Source organism: Mycobacterium sp. NGS67, assembly GCF_059812185.1.
Map to the genome: position 1 here is coordinate 170,220 of NZ_JCALCF010000003.1, position 16,508 is coordinate 186,727.

Here is a 16,508-nt window from a genome sequence, read left to right on the forward strand (position 1 = left end):
GAACCGGGCCGAGTTCGGCCGGTTTCCCAATCGATCTACCGCATGTACTGCTGTTTACCGCTTCAAGTACCTGATGCTCGACCGTACCGCGCACGGGTTCGCGATGTGCCAACCCCTGCAGGATCGTAAGCCCGACACCCCGGCTTGTCCTAGCTCCTGCCGCGAAACGCTTTCGGCAGGTTAGCAATCGTCATTCGGCCAACGTGCCGCGGTAGGCCTCGGCGTCGAGCAGGCCGGCGATGGCCGAGTCCAGCGCTCCTACGTCGCCGGCGTCCACCTGCAGTTCCAGCAGCCAGCCCTCGCCGTACGGGTCGGAGTTGAGTAATTGCGGCGAGCCGTCGAGCTCACCGTTGACCGCGGACACTTTGCCCGAAACCGGCGCGTACAGGTCGGACACGGACTTGGTGGACTCCACCTCACCGAAGGGGTCCCCGGCGTTGAGTTCGGTGCCCACGTCGGGCAACTGCACGAAGACCACGTCGCCCAGCGCCGACTGCGCGAAATCGGTGATCCCGACCCGGACGGTGTCTTCCCCGCTGCGGCGAACCCACTCGTGTTCGGCGGTGTAGTGCAGATCGGACGGGATATCGGTCACGGTGTTCCTGTTCTGGTCGGCTCGGAGTCGGTTACTTCACTTGACGGGCTGAGCGTATTGGCGGTTTTTTGGTTGCCGCAAGGTGGTCACCTCCACCTGGTCGGCTTGTTGCACGGACATCCGCCCGCCGACCCGTTTGACGCTGTCCTCCGCGCCGCCGGGGATGTTCATCGCCGCGGCCAGAGTCGGCGGATTGCCAATCGCCAGAATCGAATACGGCGGAGCGAAAACCTTGTTGTCGATCGTCAGCGAACCCGCCGAACCCACCACCCAGGTGTCGACCCCGACCCGCACGGACTGCTGGGCATCGTTGATCTGGATCGCCTCGGCGCCGGCGGCGCGCAGCTCGTTGATCACGTCCAGCATCACTTCCGGAGCGACCCCGGGTGCCGGATCTTCGATCCGCACCGTCACGCCCGGACCGGTCGCGCCCACCGCGCCGACCAGGATGGACAGCGCGGCCAACCGCGCCTGCGCGCTTTCGATGGCCGCCTGGTCGTTGTTGCCCGACGCCTGCAGCGCGTTCAGCGTGTTCTGCAGGTCGGCGACCTCGGTGCTCAGTGTCGCCTCGCGCTGCCGCAACGAGTCCAACAGCACCAACAGGTCTGCGGGACGGGCGGTTTCCAGGGAATCGCCGGACTCGTTCTGGCGCACCTGCGTGACGATCGCAATGCCGAGCACCAGGCACAACAACACGGCCAGCGCCCCGAACACCAAGCGGGACCGACCACGCCGTACGGCGGGGCGCGCCGCGTCCGCGGGCAGCTCGTGGCGTCCGCGGCGCTCGGGCTCGGGCGGTGCCGGTTCGTCCTGGCTCACGCAGACCTCATCTCAGACCTCGCCCCCGTCAGGCCCCGAACAGCCGCCGTCGCAGCGCGGCCGCGTTGCCGAAGATCCGGATTCCCAGCACGACGACGATCGCGGTGGACAACTGCGTGCCGACGCCCAGCTGGTCGCCGACGTACACGATCAACGCGGCCACCAGGACGTTGAACACGAACGAGACGACGAACACCTTCGGATCGAAGATGCGTTCCAGGTACGCCCGCAACCCGCCGAACACCGCATCGAGTGCGGCGACGACGGCGATGGGCAGGTAAGGCTGGATGACCTCGGGAACGCTGGGGTGAAACACCAAGCCCAGCACGATGCCGATGACAAGGGCGGCGATTCCGATCATGCCGGCACACCACTTCTCACTAGTGCCCAATCTCTCTGGCGAACTTGACATCCCGGACAGCTCCGGCCGGCACGGTCAGGCCTTTCCCGCCGGCGGGCTCGACGTTGACGCTGACGCCCACTCCGTAGGAAACCTCCAGCAGCCTAAGCCGACGCAACCCGGGACTGCGATCGAAGGCGTCCCGCATCGCGTTGGGCGGGCCGATCGCGACGACGGTGTACGGGCTGGTGGTGGGGTTGTTGTCGACCAGGATCGCTCCCCCGGCCTGCCTGATGGTGACGTTGGGGCCGATCCGCGCGCCGTCGATCGCGATGGCCTCGGCTCCGCTGGCCCACAACGAATTGACGACCAGTTGCAGGTCGCGGTCCAGGATGATCTGTCGGCTGCCGTTCAGCCGCTGTTTGGACGCATCAGAGAGGTTGGGGCCGGCGCCGGGGTCGGTGACCGTCACGGTCACGCCGGGGCCGATCACCGCGGTACTGGCCGATGCCAGGCTGAGTGCGTCGAGGCGGTTCAACAACCGTTGGCCCTCGGCGTCGTCGGTCAGCGCGAGTCGCTGGACCTCGTCGAGCCTGGCCACCAGTTCGCTGCGCTGCCGGGCCAGTGTGCTGGCGGCGGTCTGGGTCGCGCGCACATTCGCGGCCAGTAGTTGCTGGGCCGACCGCACCCCGGGAGCCACCGAACGGGCCTGTGCCACGGCGGCGGCGAACACGGCCGCCACCAGCGTCGCCGCCAGCGCCTGCCAGATCCAGCCGAAAGCCGTGCTGCGCCGGGTCTCCGGCACACCGTGCTGCGCGCGTTCGGCAGCCGCGGCCGCGTATCCGGGATCCAGATGCTCGGACAGCAAGGCGCGCAGCAGTGACGGCACCGGGATGTGCGTCGGGCGGTCGACGGTGTGGGCGCTGTACCCGGCGTTGGGGTCGTAGCCGCCGAGCCGCCGATCGGGTTCAGTCATGCGCGCTCGACTCCGGGACGGCCGGCTGGCCTCGTCTGACCTTGGGCATCCGGCGCATCACCAGGACCATCTGCACCATGTAGAGCACGAACGCCCAGAGATACATGTACAGACCCCAGATCAGGAACGCCCAGCCGCAAGCTCCCACGACACGACTCCACTGTGCGTCCCACTGGCCGAGCAGCACCAGCGGAAACCCCGACATCAGGGCGAACGTCGCAGCTTTGCCGACGTAGGTCACCGGCAGCGCCGTCAGGCCGCGGCTGCGCAGCAGCGGCAGCGTCGCCGCCAGCGCCGCGTCGCGGGCCAGCAGCGTTACCACGAACCACCAGGGGGCGATCCCGCTCAACGCCAGCACCAGCGGCACGGTCACCATGTAGAGGCGGTCCACGGCCGGGTCCAGCAGCGCACCGAGGCGCGACGACTGACCCATCAGGCGGGCGATCTTGCCGTCGGCCCAGTCCGAGACGCCGCTGAACATCAGGATCGCCACCGCCCAGCCGTGCAGATGGGCGCCCAGCATCAGGTAGACGAAGACCGGGATCAGCACGAGCCGGGCGATGCTGAGCACATTGGGCACCGTCAGCACCCGATTCTGCGCCGGCCCAGGCTCCATGAGCCGTAACCCTAGTGCGAAGCCGGCGCGTCGGCCTCAGCGGAAGACGCCAGGCAGGCTCAGCGTGGACAGCGTGTCGTCGGACAGCGGGTTGTCGTTGACCATGTAGGTCCACGTCGACGTCGGCCTGGCGAGCTTCGACAGGTCCAGCCCCGGTTCGTCCTCGAGGATGTTGGCCGTCTCGAACGTCTGCTGGGCCGCCTCGATCGCGTCGGCGGCCAGTGAGGCGAACGCGTCCACCGCCATCCGGTGGAACTCGTCGAGCGGATTCTGCCGACCCAACGCCCGCAGATGGATGCTTTCGCGGATGTCGGCCAGATATGCGAGATGATCCGCCCAGCCGCGGTCGAGGTGATACAGCATGATCAGCCGGCAGATCTTCTCCAGCCGCTCTTCGGACAGGTCTTCGCTGAGCTCCTTGTACCGTTTGGGCGCCAGTTCCTCTAGCTCCTCGCGCGCTGTTGCATTGCGCAACAACGTGTTTCGCCGATCCACGATGATCGCGCGCTGCTGGGCGATCAGCTGGTTGTAGCGCCAGGTGTTGGCGTGCACGTCCAGCATGCGGCCCTCGGCGACGCGCTGGGCGTGGTCGAGCAGCCCGGCCGCCTTGGGGCTGACGATGCGCCCGTCGGCCTCTTCCGGGTCGGTCTGCATGGGCAGCTTGTTGTGGTCGAGGTTGGCCGCCACCACGTCGTCTTCCCAGCTGGAGAAGAACACCGACGAGCCCGGGTCGCCCTGGCGTCCGGCGCGACCACGCAGCTGGTTGTCCAGCCGTTCGGTGTGATGCCGGCCGGTGCCCACCACGTGCAGGCCGCCGAGTTCGGCGACCCGGTCGTGGTCGGACTCATCGGATCCGCCCAGCCGGATGTCGGTGCCGCGGCCGGCCATCTGGGTGGACACGGTGACCACGCCGTGCTTGCCGGCCTCGGCGATGACCGAGGCCTCTTCGGCGTCGTTCTTCGCGTTGAGCAGCACCGCGGGCACGTCGCGGCGCAGCAGCCGCTCGTGCAGGTCCTCGGATTCGGCGACGTCACGGGTGCCGACCAGCACCGGCTGCCCGGTTTCGTGCACCTCGGCGATGTGCTCGACGATGGCGTCGTTCTTGGCGGCCGCGGTGATGTAGACGCGGTCGGACTCGTCCTCGCGGACGTTGGGGGTGTTCGGCGGTATCGGCGACACCCCCAATTTGTAGAACTGGCGCAACTGCTCACCGGCAGCCAGCGCGGTGCCGGTCATGCCGCACACCGTCGTGTAGCGGTTGATCAGCGCCTGCACCGTGATGGTGTCGAGCACCTCCCCGGTCTCGGTGGTCTCGATGCCCTCCTTGGCCTCGACGGCGGCCTGCAGGCCGTCCGGCCAGCGCTGCAGTTGCGCGATGCGGCCGCGGGAAGAGTTGATCAGGTGCACGGCGTCGTCGCGGACGATGTAGTGCACGTCGCGCTGCAGCAACACGTGGGCGTGCAGTGCGACGTTGACTTCGGTCAGGGTGGTGCCGACGTGCTCCTCGGAATACAGATCGATGCCACCGAGCGCCTTCTCCACCTTGCGCGCCCCGGCTTCGGTCAAGTGGACATTGCGGCTGTCGGCATCGGTGTCGTAGTCGGTTTCGGCCTTGAGCCGGCCCACCAGCTTGATGATCTCCAGCCGCGGCGTCTCCCGGTGGGTGGTGCCGGCCAGCACCAGCGGCACCAACGCCTCGTCGACCAGCACCGAGTCGGCCTCGTCGATCAGGGCGACGTCCGGGTTCGGGGAAACCAGGTCCTCGACGTCGGTGACCAACTGGTCGCGCAGCACGTCGAAGCCGATCTCGTTGACCGAGGCGTAGGTGACGTCGCAGTCGTAGGCGGCCTTGCGGTCCGCGCTGGTCGATTCCGCGGTGATCCAGCCCACCGTCAGTCCCATCGCCTCGATCAGCGGTCCCATCCATTCGGCGTCCCGGCGCGCCAGGTAGTCGTTGATGGTCACCACATGGACGTGCCGGCCGGCCAGCGCGTACCCCGCGGCCGCGATCGCCCCGGCCAGCGTCTTGCCCTCGCCGGTGGCCATCTCGATCACGTCGCCGGCCAGCATGCGCAGTGCGCCGAGCAACTGCACGTCGAAAGGGCGCAGTTCGGTGGTCCGCTCGGCGGCTTCGCGGGCGATCGCCAGAAACTGCGGTATGTCGTCGGAGTCCGCGAGATCGTCGAGGTCGAGCAGCTTCGACGCCTTGCGCAGCTTCTCGTCGCTCAGGTCGGCGGCTTCCTTGTCGTATTTCTCCGACGCGGTCACCACTTCCATGGAGCGGCTGCGGTCTCTTTCGGTGCTGGCGCCCAGCAGACGCCAGAATCGGCCGCTCAGGCGGCCGGGTTGCGAACGGGTGGTCTTTGGCACGCCACAACGGTACGCGGCCGCAGTCAAGCCAGATTGGACCGGCGCGGATAGGCGACGCTGGGGTCGGTCAGGACGTTGACGACGGCGGGCAACCCGCTGGCGAAGGCCCGTTCCAGTGCCGGGCGGAGCTCGACGGGCGCCGCCACCAGCTCACCGTGCGCACCCAGCGCGCGGGCCACCTCGTCGTAGCGGGTGCCGGGCCGCAACTCGGCCACCACCGAGTAGCCGTACAGCGCCTCCATCGGGTGCTTCTCCAAGCCCCAGATGCCGTTGTTGCCGACCACCGAGACCACCGGCACGTTGTGCCGGACCAGGGTGTCCCATTCCATGCCGCTGAACCCGAACGCGCCGTCGCCCTGCAGCAACACCACCTGCCGCCCCGGATACGCCAGCTTGGCCGCCAGGGCATACCCCGGTCCCGACCCCAGGCAACCGAACGGGCCGCTGTCCAGCCAGCAGCCCGGCTGGTAACTGTCGATCATCCGTCCGGCGTAGGACCCGAAGTCTCCGGCGTCGATCACCACGACGGCGTCACGGTCCAGCAGCGGCGCCAGTTCGGCGTACACCCGCATCGGGTGCAGCGGGATCCGGTCGTCGGCGAGCTCGGCCTGTTCCAGATCGCGGACGGCGGTCTCGGCGGTGCGGAGTTCGTCGATCCAGTTCTGGTGCTCGGTCGGTTTCGAGCCGGCCAGCGCCGAGAGAATCTTGGTGAGATCGCCGTAGAGTTCCGCGGCAACCGGGCGCGGGTGGTTGCGCTGAGGCCGGACGCGGTCCGCCACGACCAGCTCGGTCTGGTCGCCGAAGACACCGCCGAAGCCGAGCCGGAAATCCATCGGCACGCCGACGACGAGCGCGACGTCGGCTCCTTTGAGCGCCTTGGAGCGGGCCCGCGAGAACGCCAGCGGGTGGTCGGCGGGCACCACGCCGCGGGCCATCCCGTTCATCAGCACCGGGATCCGCAGTTCCTCGGCCAGCCGCAGCAACGCGGTCTCCCCGTGCCCCCACCACACGTTGGTGCCGGCCATGATCACCGGCCGCTGCGCCTTGGACAACAGATCGGCGACCCGGTCCAGCGCGTCGCCGTCGGGGGCCGGCGGCGCGGGCAGACTGCTCAGCGCGCCCGGACGGCCGTCATCCTCGGAATGGGAGAACACGTGGTCCATCGGGAAGTCGACGAAACCCACCCCGGACGGCGCGCCGACCGCCGCCTGAAGTGCCTGATCGACTAGCCGGCCCGCGTCGTCGGCCGACTGGGCGGTCGCGGCGAACCGGCTCAGCGGCGCCACGAACGGCACGTGGTCGATCTCCTGCAACGAGCCCATCCCCCACCTGCCGGCCGGCGCCCGGCCACCGAGCACCAGCAGCGGGGACTGGTTCTGCTGCGCGGCCGCCATCGCGCTCATCCCGTTGGTGATGCCGGGGCCCGCGGTCAACGCGGCCACGCCGGGCACCCGGGTCACCTTGGACCAGCCCTCGGCGGCGAAGGTCGCGGTCTGTTCGTGGCGGGTATCGATCAACGTCACGCCTTCGTCGCGGCACCCGTCGTAGATGGAGAACAGATGGCCGCCGGACAGGGTGAACATGGTGTCGATGCCACTGGCCTTGAGCCGGCGGGCGACGAGACGGCCGGCGTGCACGGTCCGGGCGGGGGCTGCATCGGTGGACATGACCGCAGCTTATCCACCCCCTCGGGTACCTTCGCCCAGGGATTTCGTCACGCGGAGGAGACAACGCCTGTGGGCTCTGAGCCGTTCAAACCGTCGAGGGACTGGTCGCAGGAGCTTCCGAATTCGCTGCGCTGGCTGGCCATCGCGTGGCTCATCAGCGCGGTGATCGTGCTGCTTGCACTGGTCTTGCTCAGGTTCTGCACCCCGTGGGGCCGGCAGTTCTGGCACATCACCCGCGGGTACTTCGTCGGACGCGACAGCGTGCGCGTCTGGCTGATGCTCGGCGTGCTGCTGCTCTCGGTGCTGCTGTCAGTACGGCTGGACGTACTGCTGAGCTACTTCACCAACGACATGTACTCGGCGGTCCAGACAGCCGTCCAGGGCATCGCGACCAACGAGAAGGTCCCGCGGGAGACCGGCATCCACGGCTTCTACGTTTCGCTGGGCATCTTCACCCTCCTCGCGGCGCTGTGGATCGCCCGATCGGTGATCGACATCTATCTGCTGCAGCGCTTCGTCATCGCGTGGCGCGTCTGGCTGACGGACCAGGTCTGCGAGGACTGGTTGACGGGCCGGGCCTACTACCGCGACCTGTTCATCGACAACACCATCGACAACCCGGACCAGCGGATTCAGCAGGACATCGACATCTTCACCGCGGCCAACACCACCGGCGTGCAGAACATGCCCGCCAACGGTTCCACCTCCACGTTGCTGTTCGGGTCGGTCAACGCCATCGCCTCGGTGGTCTCGTTCTCCGGCATTCTGTGGCATCTGTCCGGATCGTTCGACGTCTTCGGCCTCTTCGTATTGCCGCGCGCCATGTTCTGGGCCGTGCTCGTATTCGTGCTCATCGCTTCGGTGGTTGCGTTCTGGCTGGGCCGCCCGTTCATCGGGCTGAGTTTCAACAACGAGCGACTGACGGCCAGATTCCGGTACGCACTGGTCCGGTTGCGCGACGCTGCGGAGGCGGTCGGGTTCTATCGGGGCGAGCGCGTGGAGCGAGTCCAGTTGTGGCAGCGATTCACCCCGATCATCGCCAACTACCGCCAATATGTCCGCCAGTCCCTCATCTTCCACGGATGGAACTGGTCGATGAGCCAGGTGATCGTTCCGCTGCCCTGGCTCATCCAGGCGCCGCGACTGTTCAACGGCCAGATCAAGTTCGGTGATGTAACCCAGACGGCGTCGGCTTTCAGCCGGGTCTCCGACTCACTGTCGTTCTTCCGCAACACCTACGACGGCTTCGCCCCGTACCGCGCGGCGATCATCCGCCTGCACGGGCTGGTCACCGCCAACGAGAAGGGCCGCGCTCTTCCATCGGTACTGACCACACCGAGTACCGACGGGTCGGTGGAGTTGCACAACGTCGAAGTCCGAAAGCCCGGCGGCGAGAGCTTGATCGACCCGCTGGACGTTCGGCTGGAACCGGGCCAGTCGCTGGTGATCACCGGACAGTCCGGTTCCGGCAAGACGACGCTGTTGCGGGCCCTCGCCGAACTGTGGCCGTATGCCTCGGGGTCGCTGCGCTGCCCCGGCGGCAGCAACGACACGATGTTCCTGTCCCAGTTGCCCTATATGCCGTTGGGCGATCTGCGTGGCGTGGTGTGTTACCCGAATGACCCGCGTGCCGTCTCCGACGCTCAACTGCACGAGGCGCTGAGCAAGGTCGCCCTGACTCCGTTGAACACCCGCCTCGACGAAGAGCGGGACTGGGCCAAAGTCCTTTCCCCCGGAGAGCAGCAGCGGGTGGCGTTCGCGCGCATCCTGCTGACCAAGCCCAAGGCGGTCTTTCTCGACGAGGCCACCTCGGCGCTGGACCCGGGTCTGGAGTTCGCGCTGTATCAGTTGGTACGCGCCGAGCTTCCCGAGTGCATCGTGGTCAGCGTCAGTCACCGGCCCGCGGTCGAGCAGCATCACCAGCGGCAGCTCGAACTGCTCGGCGAGGGACGGTGGCGGCTCGGGCCGGTCCTGGAGAAGCCCGCAGAGGTCTGATCACTCGTAGCTGATCGTCGCTCGGCGCTCACGGACCGGTGCGCGGGCAGGTGCGGGCTGGAGGTCGTGACTCGGCCAGGAACACGGTCTGGGCGGTCATTTTGTAGCCGGACATGCGTTCGCGGAAGATCTCGATGGATTCCTCGGGGTGGACAGAGTCGATCACGGCATGAGGGCCGATGGCGTTGAACTGGTGGCTGGTGCCGCGGGGGATCTGCATGTCGACGAAAGAGCAGGGCGGGACCACGAGGTTGTAACGGATCCGGCGGATGCCAGGCGGGGTTTCGGGCAGGTCGTCCTGAAACTGGTTGGGATGGAACGGGGTTACGCCCGCGATGTCGGTGACGTCGAAAGGTGAGAGGCTACCGACACGGATCTGGGTGTTCGGGCCTGTCATCATGCGGACCAGTCGCAGCCCGGTGTGCAGGTGCATGCGCGAGCAGATGCCGCGGTCCTCAACGTCGTAGAAGTCCATCAAATAGCGGTCGGCGAAGTACCCGTCGAAGGGCTTTTCGATCATGTACACGTCGCCCTCTTCGAATGTCTGCGAGCGCACGATGCCGTCCACATCCGGCGTGGTCGCTGCGCGACTCGACTTGGCGCTGCGGACGATTCCCGAAAAAGCCTGCACGACCGCGAGCGCGACGTCGGCCGGGAACTGCGCCACCGGTGTCACGACATTGCGTGCGGGGTCGACGAACTCGGCGACATCGTGGATCTCGTTCTCGTCGTCGGCCGCAGTCTTGATTCTCGGTTCGGGCATGCGACACGAACTCCTCAGTGTGTCAATCGGTTCTGTCGGCAGCGGTGCGAATTCGTCACGGCCTCACGGGTCTACCCCGAAGGAACGTAACCACAGCTCCAGCGACAGCAGCAGCCACAACTTGCCGCCCTGGCGCGGCAGCAGCGCACCCTGACCGCGAAGCCAGGCACGGATGGTGTCCTCCCGGAACAGGGCTCTGGCCCGTGCCGAGCGACCCAGCAGCAGGTCGTGGCTGAGGTCGCGCAGCGGACCGGCGAGCCACTGCTGCACGGGAACTCGCATCCCGCTCTTCGGGCGATCCACGATCGTGGCCGGAAGCAGGTCGCGCACCGCCTGTTTGAGGATCCACTTCTCGACTGTTCCAGCCAGTTTGTAGCGCGGAGGCACACAGAAGGCGTGGTCGATCACCGCTCGGTCGAACAGCGGCGCACGCCCCTGGACGCCGGCAGCAGTTGTGATGCGTTCCACCTTGGTCAGAATGTGATGGGCACCCTTGGTGCGCAGATTCGCGTGCAGCAGCTGGTTGAGCAGGCTACGCATTGGGCCCTGCCGCAGGTAGGGCATGAAAACCTCGGTGAGCGGCGGCGCATCGGTGAGTGCGGCGAGCACCTCCGGGCGCAGCAGCACCGGCAGGTCCGCGTAGCACTTGCGGTAACTGTCGAGGTATGCCTGCGCGCGGGCATTCGGGTCGGGATCCTCGCGAGCCAATTCGAAGATCAGCATCGGCAGGTTTTTGGGGCCGCCGAACACCGGATCTCCGCCCTCGCCGTTGAGCACCACCGTAGCGCCGTCTGCCGAAACGGCTTCGGCGAGCATCAGATTCGGGACAGTCAGGGGGTCTCCGACCGGACTGTCCAGCAGCGCAACCGTTTCGGCGAGCCGGGCCGCGACCGCCTCGCCCGAGACCGTGAGCACGCGATGGCGGGTGTTGCAATGCGCGGCAACAAGTCCGGAGTACCCGAGCTCGTTGGGCGCATGACGCCCGAAACTGATGGAGTAGGTGTACACGGTATGGTCGTGCAGTTTGGCGGCAAGAGCCGTGACCAGGCTGCTGTCGATCCCGCCAGACAGCAACACCCCGACGGGCTCCCCGGGTGGCAGTCGCCGGGCAGTTGCATCCTCGAGCAGCGTGCGCAGCCGCAGCGCGTGAGCGTCGCTCGGTCTGCTGTCGGGGACTTCGCATGGCTCCCAATACGTTTCCTCGGCGGATGAACCGTCTGCGCGCAGCCGGACGCAGCGCCCGGGCAGCACCTCGGCGACATCGCGCAGCAGCGTCTCGCGCCCCGGCAGGTAGGCGAAGCTCAAAAACGACTGCACCGCAGGAAGATTCAGAGCCGTCCGAAGCTTAGGCCAGCGCACAAGCACTCGCAGCGACGTCGAGGCACACCAGCTGTCACCCGCCTTCGCATAAAACAACGTGCGAGCACCCACATGGTCGCGGACCAGTAGCAGCTCGGCTCCGTCAATGATGGCCATGGCGAACATGCCCTCCGCGGCAGCGATTCCGTCGAGCCCGAAGCGGGCGTAGGAACGCAGCAAGAGTTCGCCATCGCTACAGCCGGGCGAGGGGGCGTCGGCACCGAGGCGGGCGCGCAGCCGGTCGATGTTGTGTAGCGTGACCTCTCCGACAGCGATTAGTGCGCCCCGGCCACGAGGATTGGTGCGGTACGGTCCTGCGGCCGCACCCGGGCCGCCGACCAGACCGAAGGCATAGTGCCCGGTCACCGCTATCGGGTCCGCCCCGACAGCGCGAACCTGGCCGTCCAAGTCGTCCGGGCTGAAAAATGCACACCAGCGAGACATCTGAGCACCTCAGCCGAAATCGCAGCCGTCGGCCCAGCAGTCCCCATCGAAGCCGTCGTCGCCCCAGCCGGCAACGCTCGTATCGTCCCAATCCCCTCCGCCCGAATCCCGCGGGTCTTTGGCCCCCTGCGTGCGCAGCTCTTCCTCCTGCGCCGCGGTCAGGCTGTACGGCGGCATCGCCAACCCGCCGAGCAACACCCCGCCCGCCACTGCCGCCAAGATCGTGCCGAGCCGCCCACCGAACGACGAGCGATTGACGGTGAGAATGCCGTCGCCCCAGAGAGTTCGGCCGTATCCACCTTCACGCCCGTAGATCACCATTCCGTCGCGAAGAGTTCGCTTGACCAGCTTATGACCCAGTGGTTCGTCGGTGCCCGAGTTGCCGCTGTGGTCGTGCCACTGCACTGACCCCGCAGCGGATCGCCGCCGCCACTCTTGGCGCCCGTCGGAGTACTGCCGATGCACGGTGCCGTCGCTGAGCAATTCATCGGTGTAGGTGATTTGCCGGTACGGCGGCATCCAAAGCCCCTCTCATGCGGCCGGCCAGGTGAGGAAGCCCGTTCCGCGGACGCGCTGCACCTCGGTGAGAAATGTTGGGGGCGAAGGTACTTCGCGCACCAGACGGTGCACGCTGCGTAGCAGTGATGCCGGGTGCACCGCCTCGAGGTGGGCGAATCGGCCACGTCGCAGCCAAGCACGCTCCCACACGGTGACCGCGACCTCGACGGGCTCCGGACGGCCCCGGCGGTGAAAAACGTGCAGTCGGCCTGCATGGTGCGGCCGCAGACCGAGTGGGACCACCCGCGCGCCTGCGGGAATATCGGTGAGCTCGGGGATTCGGGCGGGGAAGGCGAGTCCCCGCGGGCTGGCGTCGTGCACCACATAGATCGCCGCCCGCTCAGCTCTGGCGAGCATCTTCGCAACCCGCGGATCGAGCGGCAGCTCGGCTGCCCCCAGTACCGGACAGGCCAATTCCATCGCTAACCCGTTGGCGCGCAACATCTGCGCGACCGGGTCGGACTCGCAGACCAGCAGTCGCGACAGACCGTAGTCGAACAGGTCTGGTTCCTGGGTGTGCCGGCCGGCGGGTCCCGTACGGGGCGGCGTTGGCCTGAGCAGCCCGGGCACCTCGCCGTGGCGGTTCAGCGCCTCCTGGAACGCGCGGTAACTCACTGGTGGGGCGAGGGTGAACGCAGGCCGGTGTGGCAGTCGTTGCGCCGGCAGCGCCAGTCGGCAAAGTTCGTAGTAGAGCTGACGTTCGGTGAACCGCAGTCCAGCTGGTGCGCCCGCCCGCTCGGCCGCGATGCGCACCAGGCGGCCCAGCACCCGGTCCCTCACGACGCCGGCCACGTGAGAAAGCCGATCGCTTCGGCACGACGCTGGTCGGAATCCGACACTGCCCCGATTTGCTGCACCGCCCGATCCACGGCGGCGAGCAGTTTGGCCGGTGGAACCGCAGCGATCGGCGACCACCACCCCTTGGCCAGCCAGTCGATTTCAGCCTGCGTTAATCCGTCTCGGCGCAGGCGAGCCAGATCCTCCGCCGCCGGTGCAGCCTCGCGCAGCCGCAGTGAGGACCGGCTGGCCAGCACCGTTCTCGGCGCCAATCCCGCCACAAAAGCTCGCGGTCCCAGGGTTGCGCGGGCGGAGTCCGCGAACAGCAGTCCGTCCAGGCTCGCATCGTGTAACACCATCACCGGTATCTGCGGGGGAACATGTTCGATGCGGCCCGCCAGCATGATGGCCCGAGTGCGTGATACGTCGTTGGCGGCAAGGCAAGTGCGCACGGACAAGTCTGGACACAGCAGCGCGAAGCGAGGGCGCTCCACCGGCGGCGGCAGCGGCGCGCGCGAATCCACTTCTCCCCGCGGCGGTCCGCCGTACACCTGCGCCCACCGATCTTCCACTTTCTCTTCAAAGAGTTCGAAGCTGACCGGCATCCGGATCCGCTCGCGGAAGCGGTCCGAGATCGTCGCCCGTATGGTCTCGTCGCCGAGCACCATGACCACGGCGGCGACGAGCGCGATGACGGCGACGGCGACGAGCACGACCAGTGGGCGCAGGCCGGTAACGTGAGCGATCTTGAACGCAATGAGGGCAAGGCACGCGACCACGACCGCCGCGTATCCCAGAGCCTTGGGGACGGCATCGAATCCGGTACCACCCACTTTCTTCCGACCGGCTGCGTACCAGAGTTGCTCCGGCGTGTAGCGCAGACCGCGCCCGGCACTTAACCGCTCGGCCAGCTCGCGAACCCTCATGTCGTGCAGCCGGAGCGGGCTTGTCTTGGGTTCAAGTGCGAACGACCGACGACACTTCGAACAGCGCCGCCCGGAGCGTTCCTTGTACAACACACTTTGGCGACAGTGCGGACAGATCACGATTCATCGACCCTGGTTGGGGTTGCCTGGCAGGTGTGCCTCAGTGTCGCACGTAGCGACGAGGAATTGTCGAAATCTGTGATCGGGGTTGTTTCAGGCGACCTCCGTATCGGGTTGATTCGGAGACGGTTCGAGCGGTTTGCCTTACTGGCAGCGGCTTGTGGACACCGCTCCGGCGCTGAGACTGTTTACCGCGCCTGCGAGCTCGCCGCCGCGTGGGCTCCGGCGCGGCGCCCGAAGAACGACCCCTCCCCCAGCTGCGTCCCGCTGGCATAGCCCTTACCGTCCTGGGCGATGTTGGCGGCACAGGCCCCGGCGGCGTAGAGACCCGGGATCACGCTGCCGTCGGCGCGTTGCACCTCGCCGTCCAAAGTGACCGCCAGACCACCGATGGTGAAGCCGGAATACATCGCCCGCCCCAACGAGAGATCGAACACCGCCCAGGGTCCCTTGTCTTGTGGCGCAAGGTATTCCGGTTGCTTGTGGAAGTCGGGATCCGCACCGTCGGCGGCGAGCTCGTTGTAGCGCTGCAGGGTTGCCGCGACGCTGCCCGCGGGGATTTCCAGCGCAGTCTCCAGCTCCTCGATCGTCTCGTAACCGTCGAGGAATTTGATCAGCGGCATCTCGGGCATCTGCATGTGCGCTTCGTCGACGATCAGGTACGCCGTTTGCTCGGGCTGCTCCAGCACGAACGCCGACGTGCGCGAGTGATAGGAGTCTTCGGCGACGAACCGCTTGCCCTCCTTGTTGACGATCACACCGGTAAGCAGGATTTCCGGCGGGTACGCGGCCGCGGTGATGAACAACTCGTCCATGTGTTTGGTGGCTCCGCCGGCCGAAACACCCATCCGGATGCCCAGACCGTCGTCGTTCGGGTTGCCCAGGATGTAGGGCGCCACCAAGCCATGGTGTTTGGTGCGACGGGGTTGTCCCAGTGCCGGGGTGTGCTCGGCGACCATGTCGTCGTTCATCGCGAAACCACCGGCGGCGATCACGACCGCCTTCGCTTTTATCGCACCGGTCTCGCCGAAGTGCTTCCACATCACGCCGACCACCGCGCCGTCGTCGTCCACGATCAGGTTGGTCGCGCCGGTTTCGTAACGCAGTTCGACAGCCAGTTCGTCGGCGCGTTTGACCAGCAGATCGATCACCATTGCCGCGCCGCCCAACTCACCGGGCACCGGCACGGAATGCCCGCGCGGTGCGGGCACGGCCCGCTCGCAGAACGGCCACACCTTCTCGTTGCCGGTGTAGCTCAAACCCTCGGTGCCCGGCGGGACGACCACCTTGCCCGGGTAGTAGCTGCGCTCGAACTGAAAGCCAAGCCCCTCAAGCCAATTGAAGTGTTCCACGCTGTCGTCGCAGTACGCCCGAATCTTGTCGAATTCAGGCTCACGGGATACCGCGACCAAGTATTTGTACATTTCTTCGGGTGAGTCGGCATGCCCGGTGGCCTCCTGCACCGCCGTTCCGCCGCCCAGGTAGAAGTGACCACCCGCCATCGAAGTGGTACCGCCGGCGGCGGCCGCACGTTCCAGCACCAGCACCCGTGCGCCGGCCGCCGCGGCCGACACGGCCGCGCAGCCACCCGAGATGCCGAAACCGATGACCAGCACGTCGGTTTCGTCCGTCCAGGACTCCACCGTGTCCACGTTGACGGTTGCCGGGATGTCGGTACTCACCGCTGCTCCTGTTTGATGTAGTCGTAGAACGCTCTGATTTCGGGCGAGAGATACGCAATCTCCAAGTACGGCACGCCTGCCTGCGGCGCTGCCACATAGGCGAATTGGAGTCCGCCTGCCATCACCCCCTGCTGCACCACCGGGGCGTTCTGGCGGGCAGCGTCGGCGAGTGCGGCGTCGAACTGCTGCGGGCTTTCGGCTTCGACGCAGATGTGATGCAGACCCGGGCCGTGATCGCGCAGAAAGTCGCTATAGACGTTCTCTCCGCGGACCGGGACGATCAACTCCAGCTGCATGTCGCCGAGGTAGCTCAGCGATATGTGCGCCACGAAGTCCGCGGGCTGCCCACGGTAGCTGCAGACGTCCGGGGCGAAATGGACGTCGGGAATGCGGACCCACTTCTTCACGCCTAAAAGCCCGGTGAGAGCCTTTTCGGTGGCGTCGAGGTCCGTCGTGACCCAGGCGATCTGGATAGGCGACTGAACGAGAATGTCCATCGCC

The 16,508-nt window shown here is 67.0% G+C and carries 15 protein-coding genes; 1 reads left to right on the plus strand and 14 read right to left on the minus strand.

The window, feature by feature from the left end; translation table 11 throughout:
- Positions 1-190 precede the first annotated feature (190 nt).
- The 7 genes from gcvH to AC5Y4D_RS03745 are packed head-to-tail and all read right to left on the minus strand — an operon-like array spanning position 191 to position 7,383.
- On the minus strand, positions 191-595 hold the full coding sequence (gene gcvH / locus AC5Y4D_RS03715; protein ID WP_499942410.1) for a glycine cleavage system protein GcvH: 405 nt from the start codon (positions 593-595) through the stop codon (positions 191-193).
- A gap of 36 nt (positions 596-631) precedes the next feature.
- Positions 632-1,414, minus strand: coding sequence for a DUF881 domain-containing protein (locus AC5Y4D_RS03720; protein WP_499942412.1), 783 nt, complete (start codon positions 1,412-1,414; stop codon positions 632-634).
- Positions 1,415-1,442: 28 nt separating this feature from the next.
- Positions 1,443-1,775, minus strand: a complete 333-nt coding sequence (locus tag AC5Y4D_RS03725; protein WP_499942414.1) for a small basic family protein — start codon at positions 1,773-1,775, stop codon at positions 1,443-1,445.
- A gap of 19 nt (positions 1,776-1,794) precedes the next feature.
- Complete coding sequence (locus AC5Y4D_RS03730; RefSeq protein ID WP_499942416.1) at positions 1,795-2,730, minus strand: DUF881 domain-containing protein; 936 nt, start codon at positions 2,728-2,730, stop codon at positions 1,795-1,797.
- A complete protein-coding gene (locus tag AC5Y4D_RS03735; protein ID WP_499942417.1) occupies positions 2,723-3,346 on the minus strand; it encodes a CDP-alcohol phosphatidyltransferase family protein in 624 nt (207 codons plus the stop codon). The genes AC5Y4D_RS03730 and AC5Y4D_RS03735 overlap by 8 nt, the downstream gene beginning before the upstream one ends.
- Positions 3,347-3,382: 36 nt before the next feature.
- Positions 3,383-5,716, minus strand: a complete 2,334-nt coding sequence (gene secA2, locus AC5Y4D_RS03740; protein ID WP_499942419.1) for an accessory Sec system translocase SecA2 — start codon at positions 5,714-5,716, stop codon at positions 3,383-3,385.
- Between the two features lie 23 nt (positions 5,717-5,739).
- Positions 5,740-7,383, minus strand: a complete 1,644-nt coding sequence (locus tag AC5Y4D_RS03745) for an acetolactate synthase (RefSeq protein WP_500036399.1) — start codon at positions 7,381-7,383, stop codon at positions 5,740-5,742.
- Between the two features lie 69 nt (positions 7,384-7,452).
- Here AC5Y4D_RS03745 and AC5Y4D_RS03750 point away from each other — a divergent pair, with 69 nt between their 5' ends.
- Positions 7,453-9,378: an ABC transporter ATP-binding protein/permease gene (locus tag AC5Y4D_RS03750; protein WP_500036400.1), complete on the plus strand. Its 1,926-nt coding sequence runs from the start codon at positions 7,453-7,455 to the stop codon at positions 9,376-9,378.
- A 28-nt stretch (positions 9,379-9,406) separates the two neighbouring features.
- Here the strand turns inward: AC5Y4D_RS03750 and AC5Y4D_RS03755 are convergent, their stop codons facing one another.
- The 7 genes from AC5Y4D_RS03755 to AC5Y4D_RS03785 form a co-directional block, all read right to left on the minus strand.
- A complete protein-coding gene (locus tag AC5Y4D_RS03755; protein ID WP_500036401.1) occupies positions 9,407-10,141 on the minus strand; it encodes a hypothetical protein in 735 nt (244 codons plus the stop codon).
- A gap of 63 nt (positions 10,142-10,204) precedes the next feature.
- A complete protein-coding gene (locus AC5Y4D_RS03760) occupies positions 10,205-11,944 on the minus strand; it encodes an asparagine synthetase B family protein (protein ID WP_500036402.1) in 1,740 nt (579 codons plus the stop codon).
- Between the two features lie 9 nt (positions 11,945-11,953).
- Positions 11,954-12,463 carry a hypothetical protein gene (locus AC5Y4D_RS03765; protein ID WP_500036403.1) on the minus strand — a complete coding sequence of 170 codons (510 nt, stop codon included), beginning with the start codon at positions 12,461-12,463 and terminating at the stop codon, positions 11,954-11,956.
- Positions 12,464-12,475: 12 nt separating this feature from the next.
- Positions 12,476-13,294, minus strand: coding sequence for a hypothetical protein (locus tag AC5Y4D_RS03770; protein ID WP_500036404.1), 819 nt, complete (start codon positions 13,292-13,294; stop codon positions 12,476-12,478).
- Positions 13,279-14,205, minus strand: a complete 927-nt coding sequence (locus AC5Y4D_RS03775) for a hypothetical protein (RefSeq protein ID WP_500036405.1) — start codon at positions 14,203-14,205, stop codon at positions 13,279-13,281. Before AC5Y4D_RS03775 ends, AC5Y4D_RS03770 begins: the two co-directional genes overlap by 16 nt.
- A 308-nt stretch (positions 14,206-14,513) precedes the next feature.
- Positions 14,514-16,007 carry an FAD-binding protein gene (locus tag AC5Y4D_RS03780; protein ID WP_500036406.1) on the minus strand — a complete coding sequence of 498 codons (1,494 nt, stop codon included), beginning with the start codon at positions 16,005-16,007 and terminating at the stop codon, positions 14,514-14,516.
- Entirely contained in the window at positions 16,004-16,504 is a 501-nt protein-coding gene (locus tag AC5Y4D_RS03785) for a VOC family protein (RefSeq protein ID WP_500036407.1), read from the minus strand. Before AC5Y4D_RS03785 ends, AC5Y4D_RS03780 begins: the two co-directional genes overlap by 4 nt.
- Between the last annotated feature and the right edge of the window lie 4 nt (positions 16,505-16,508).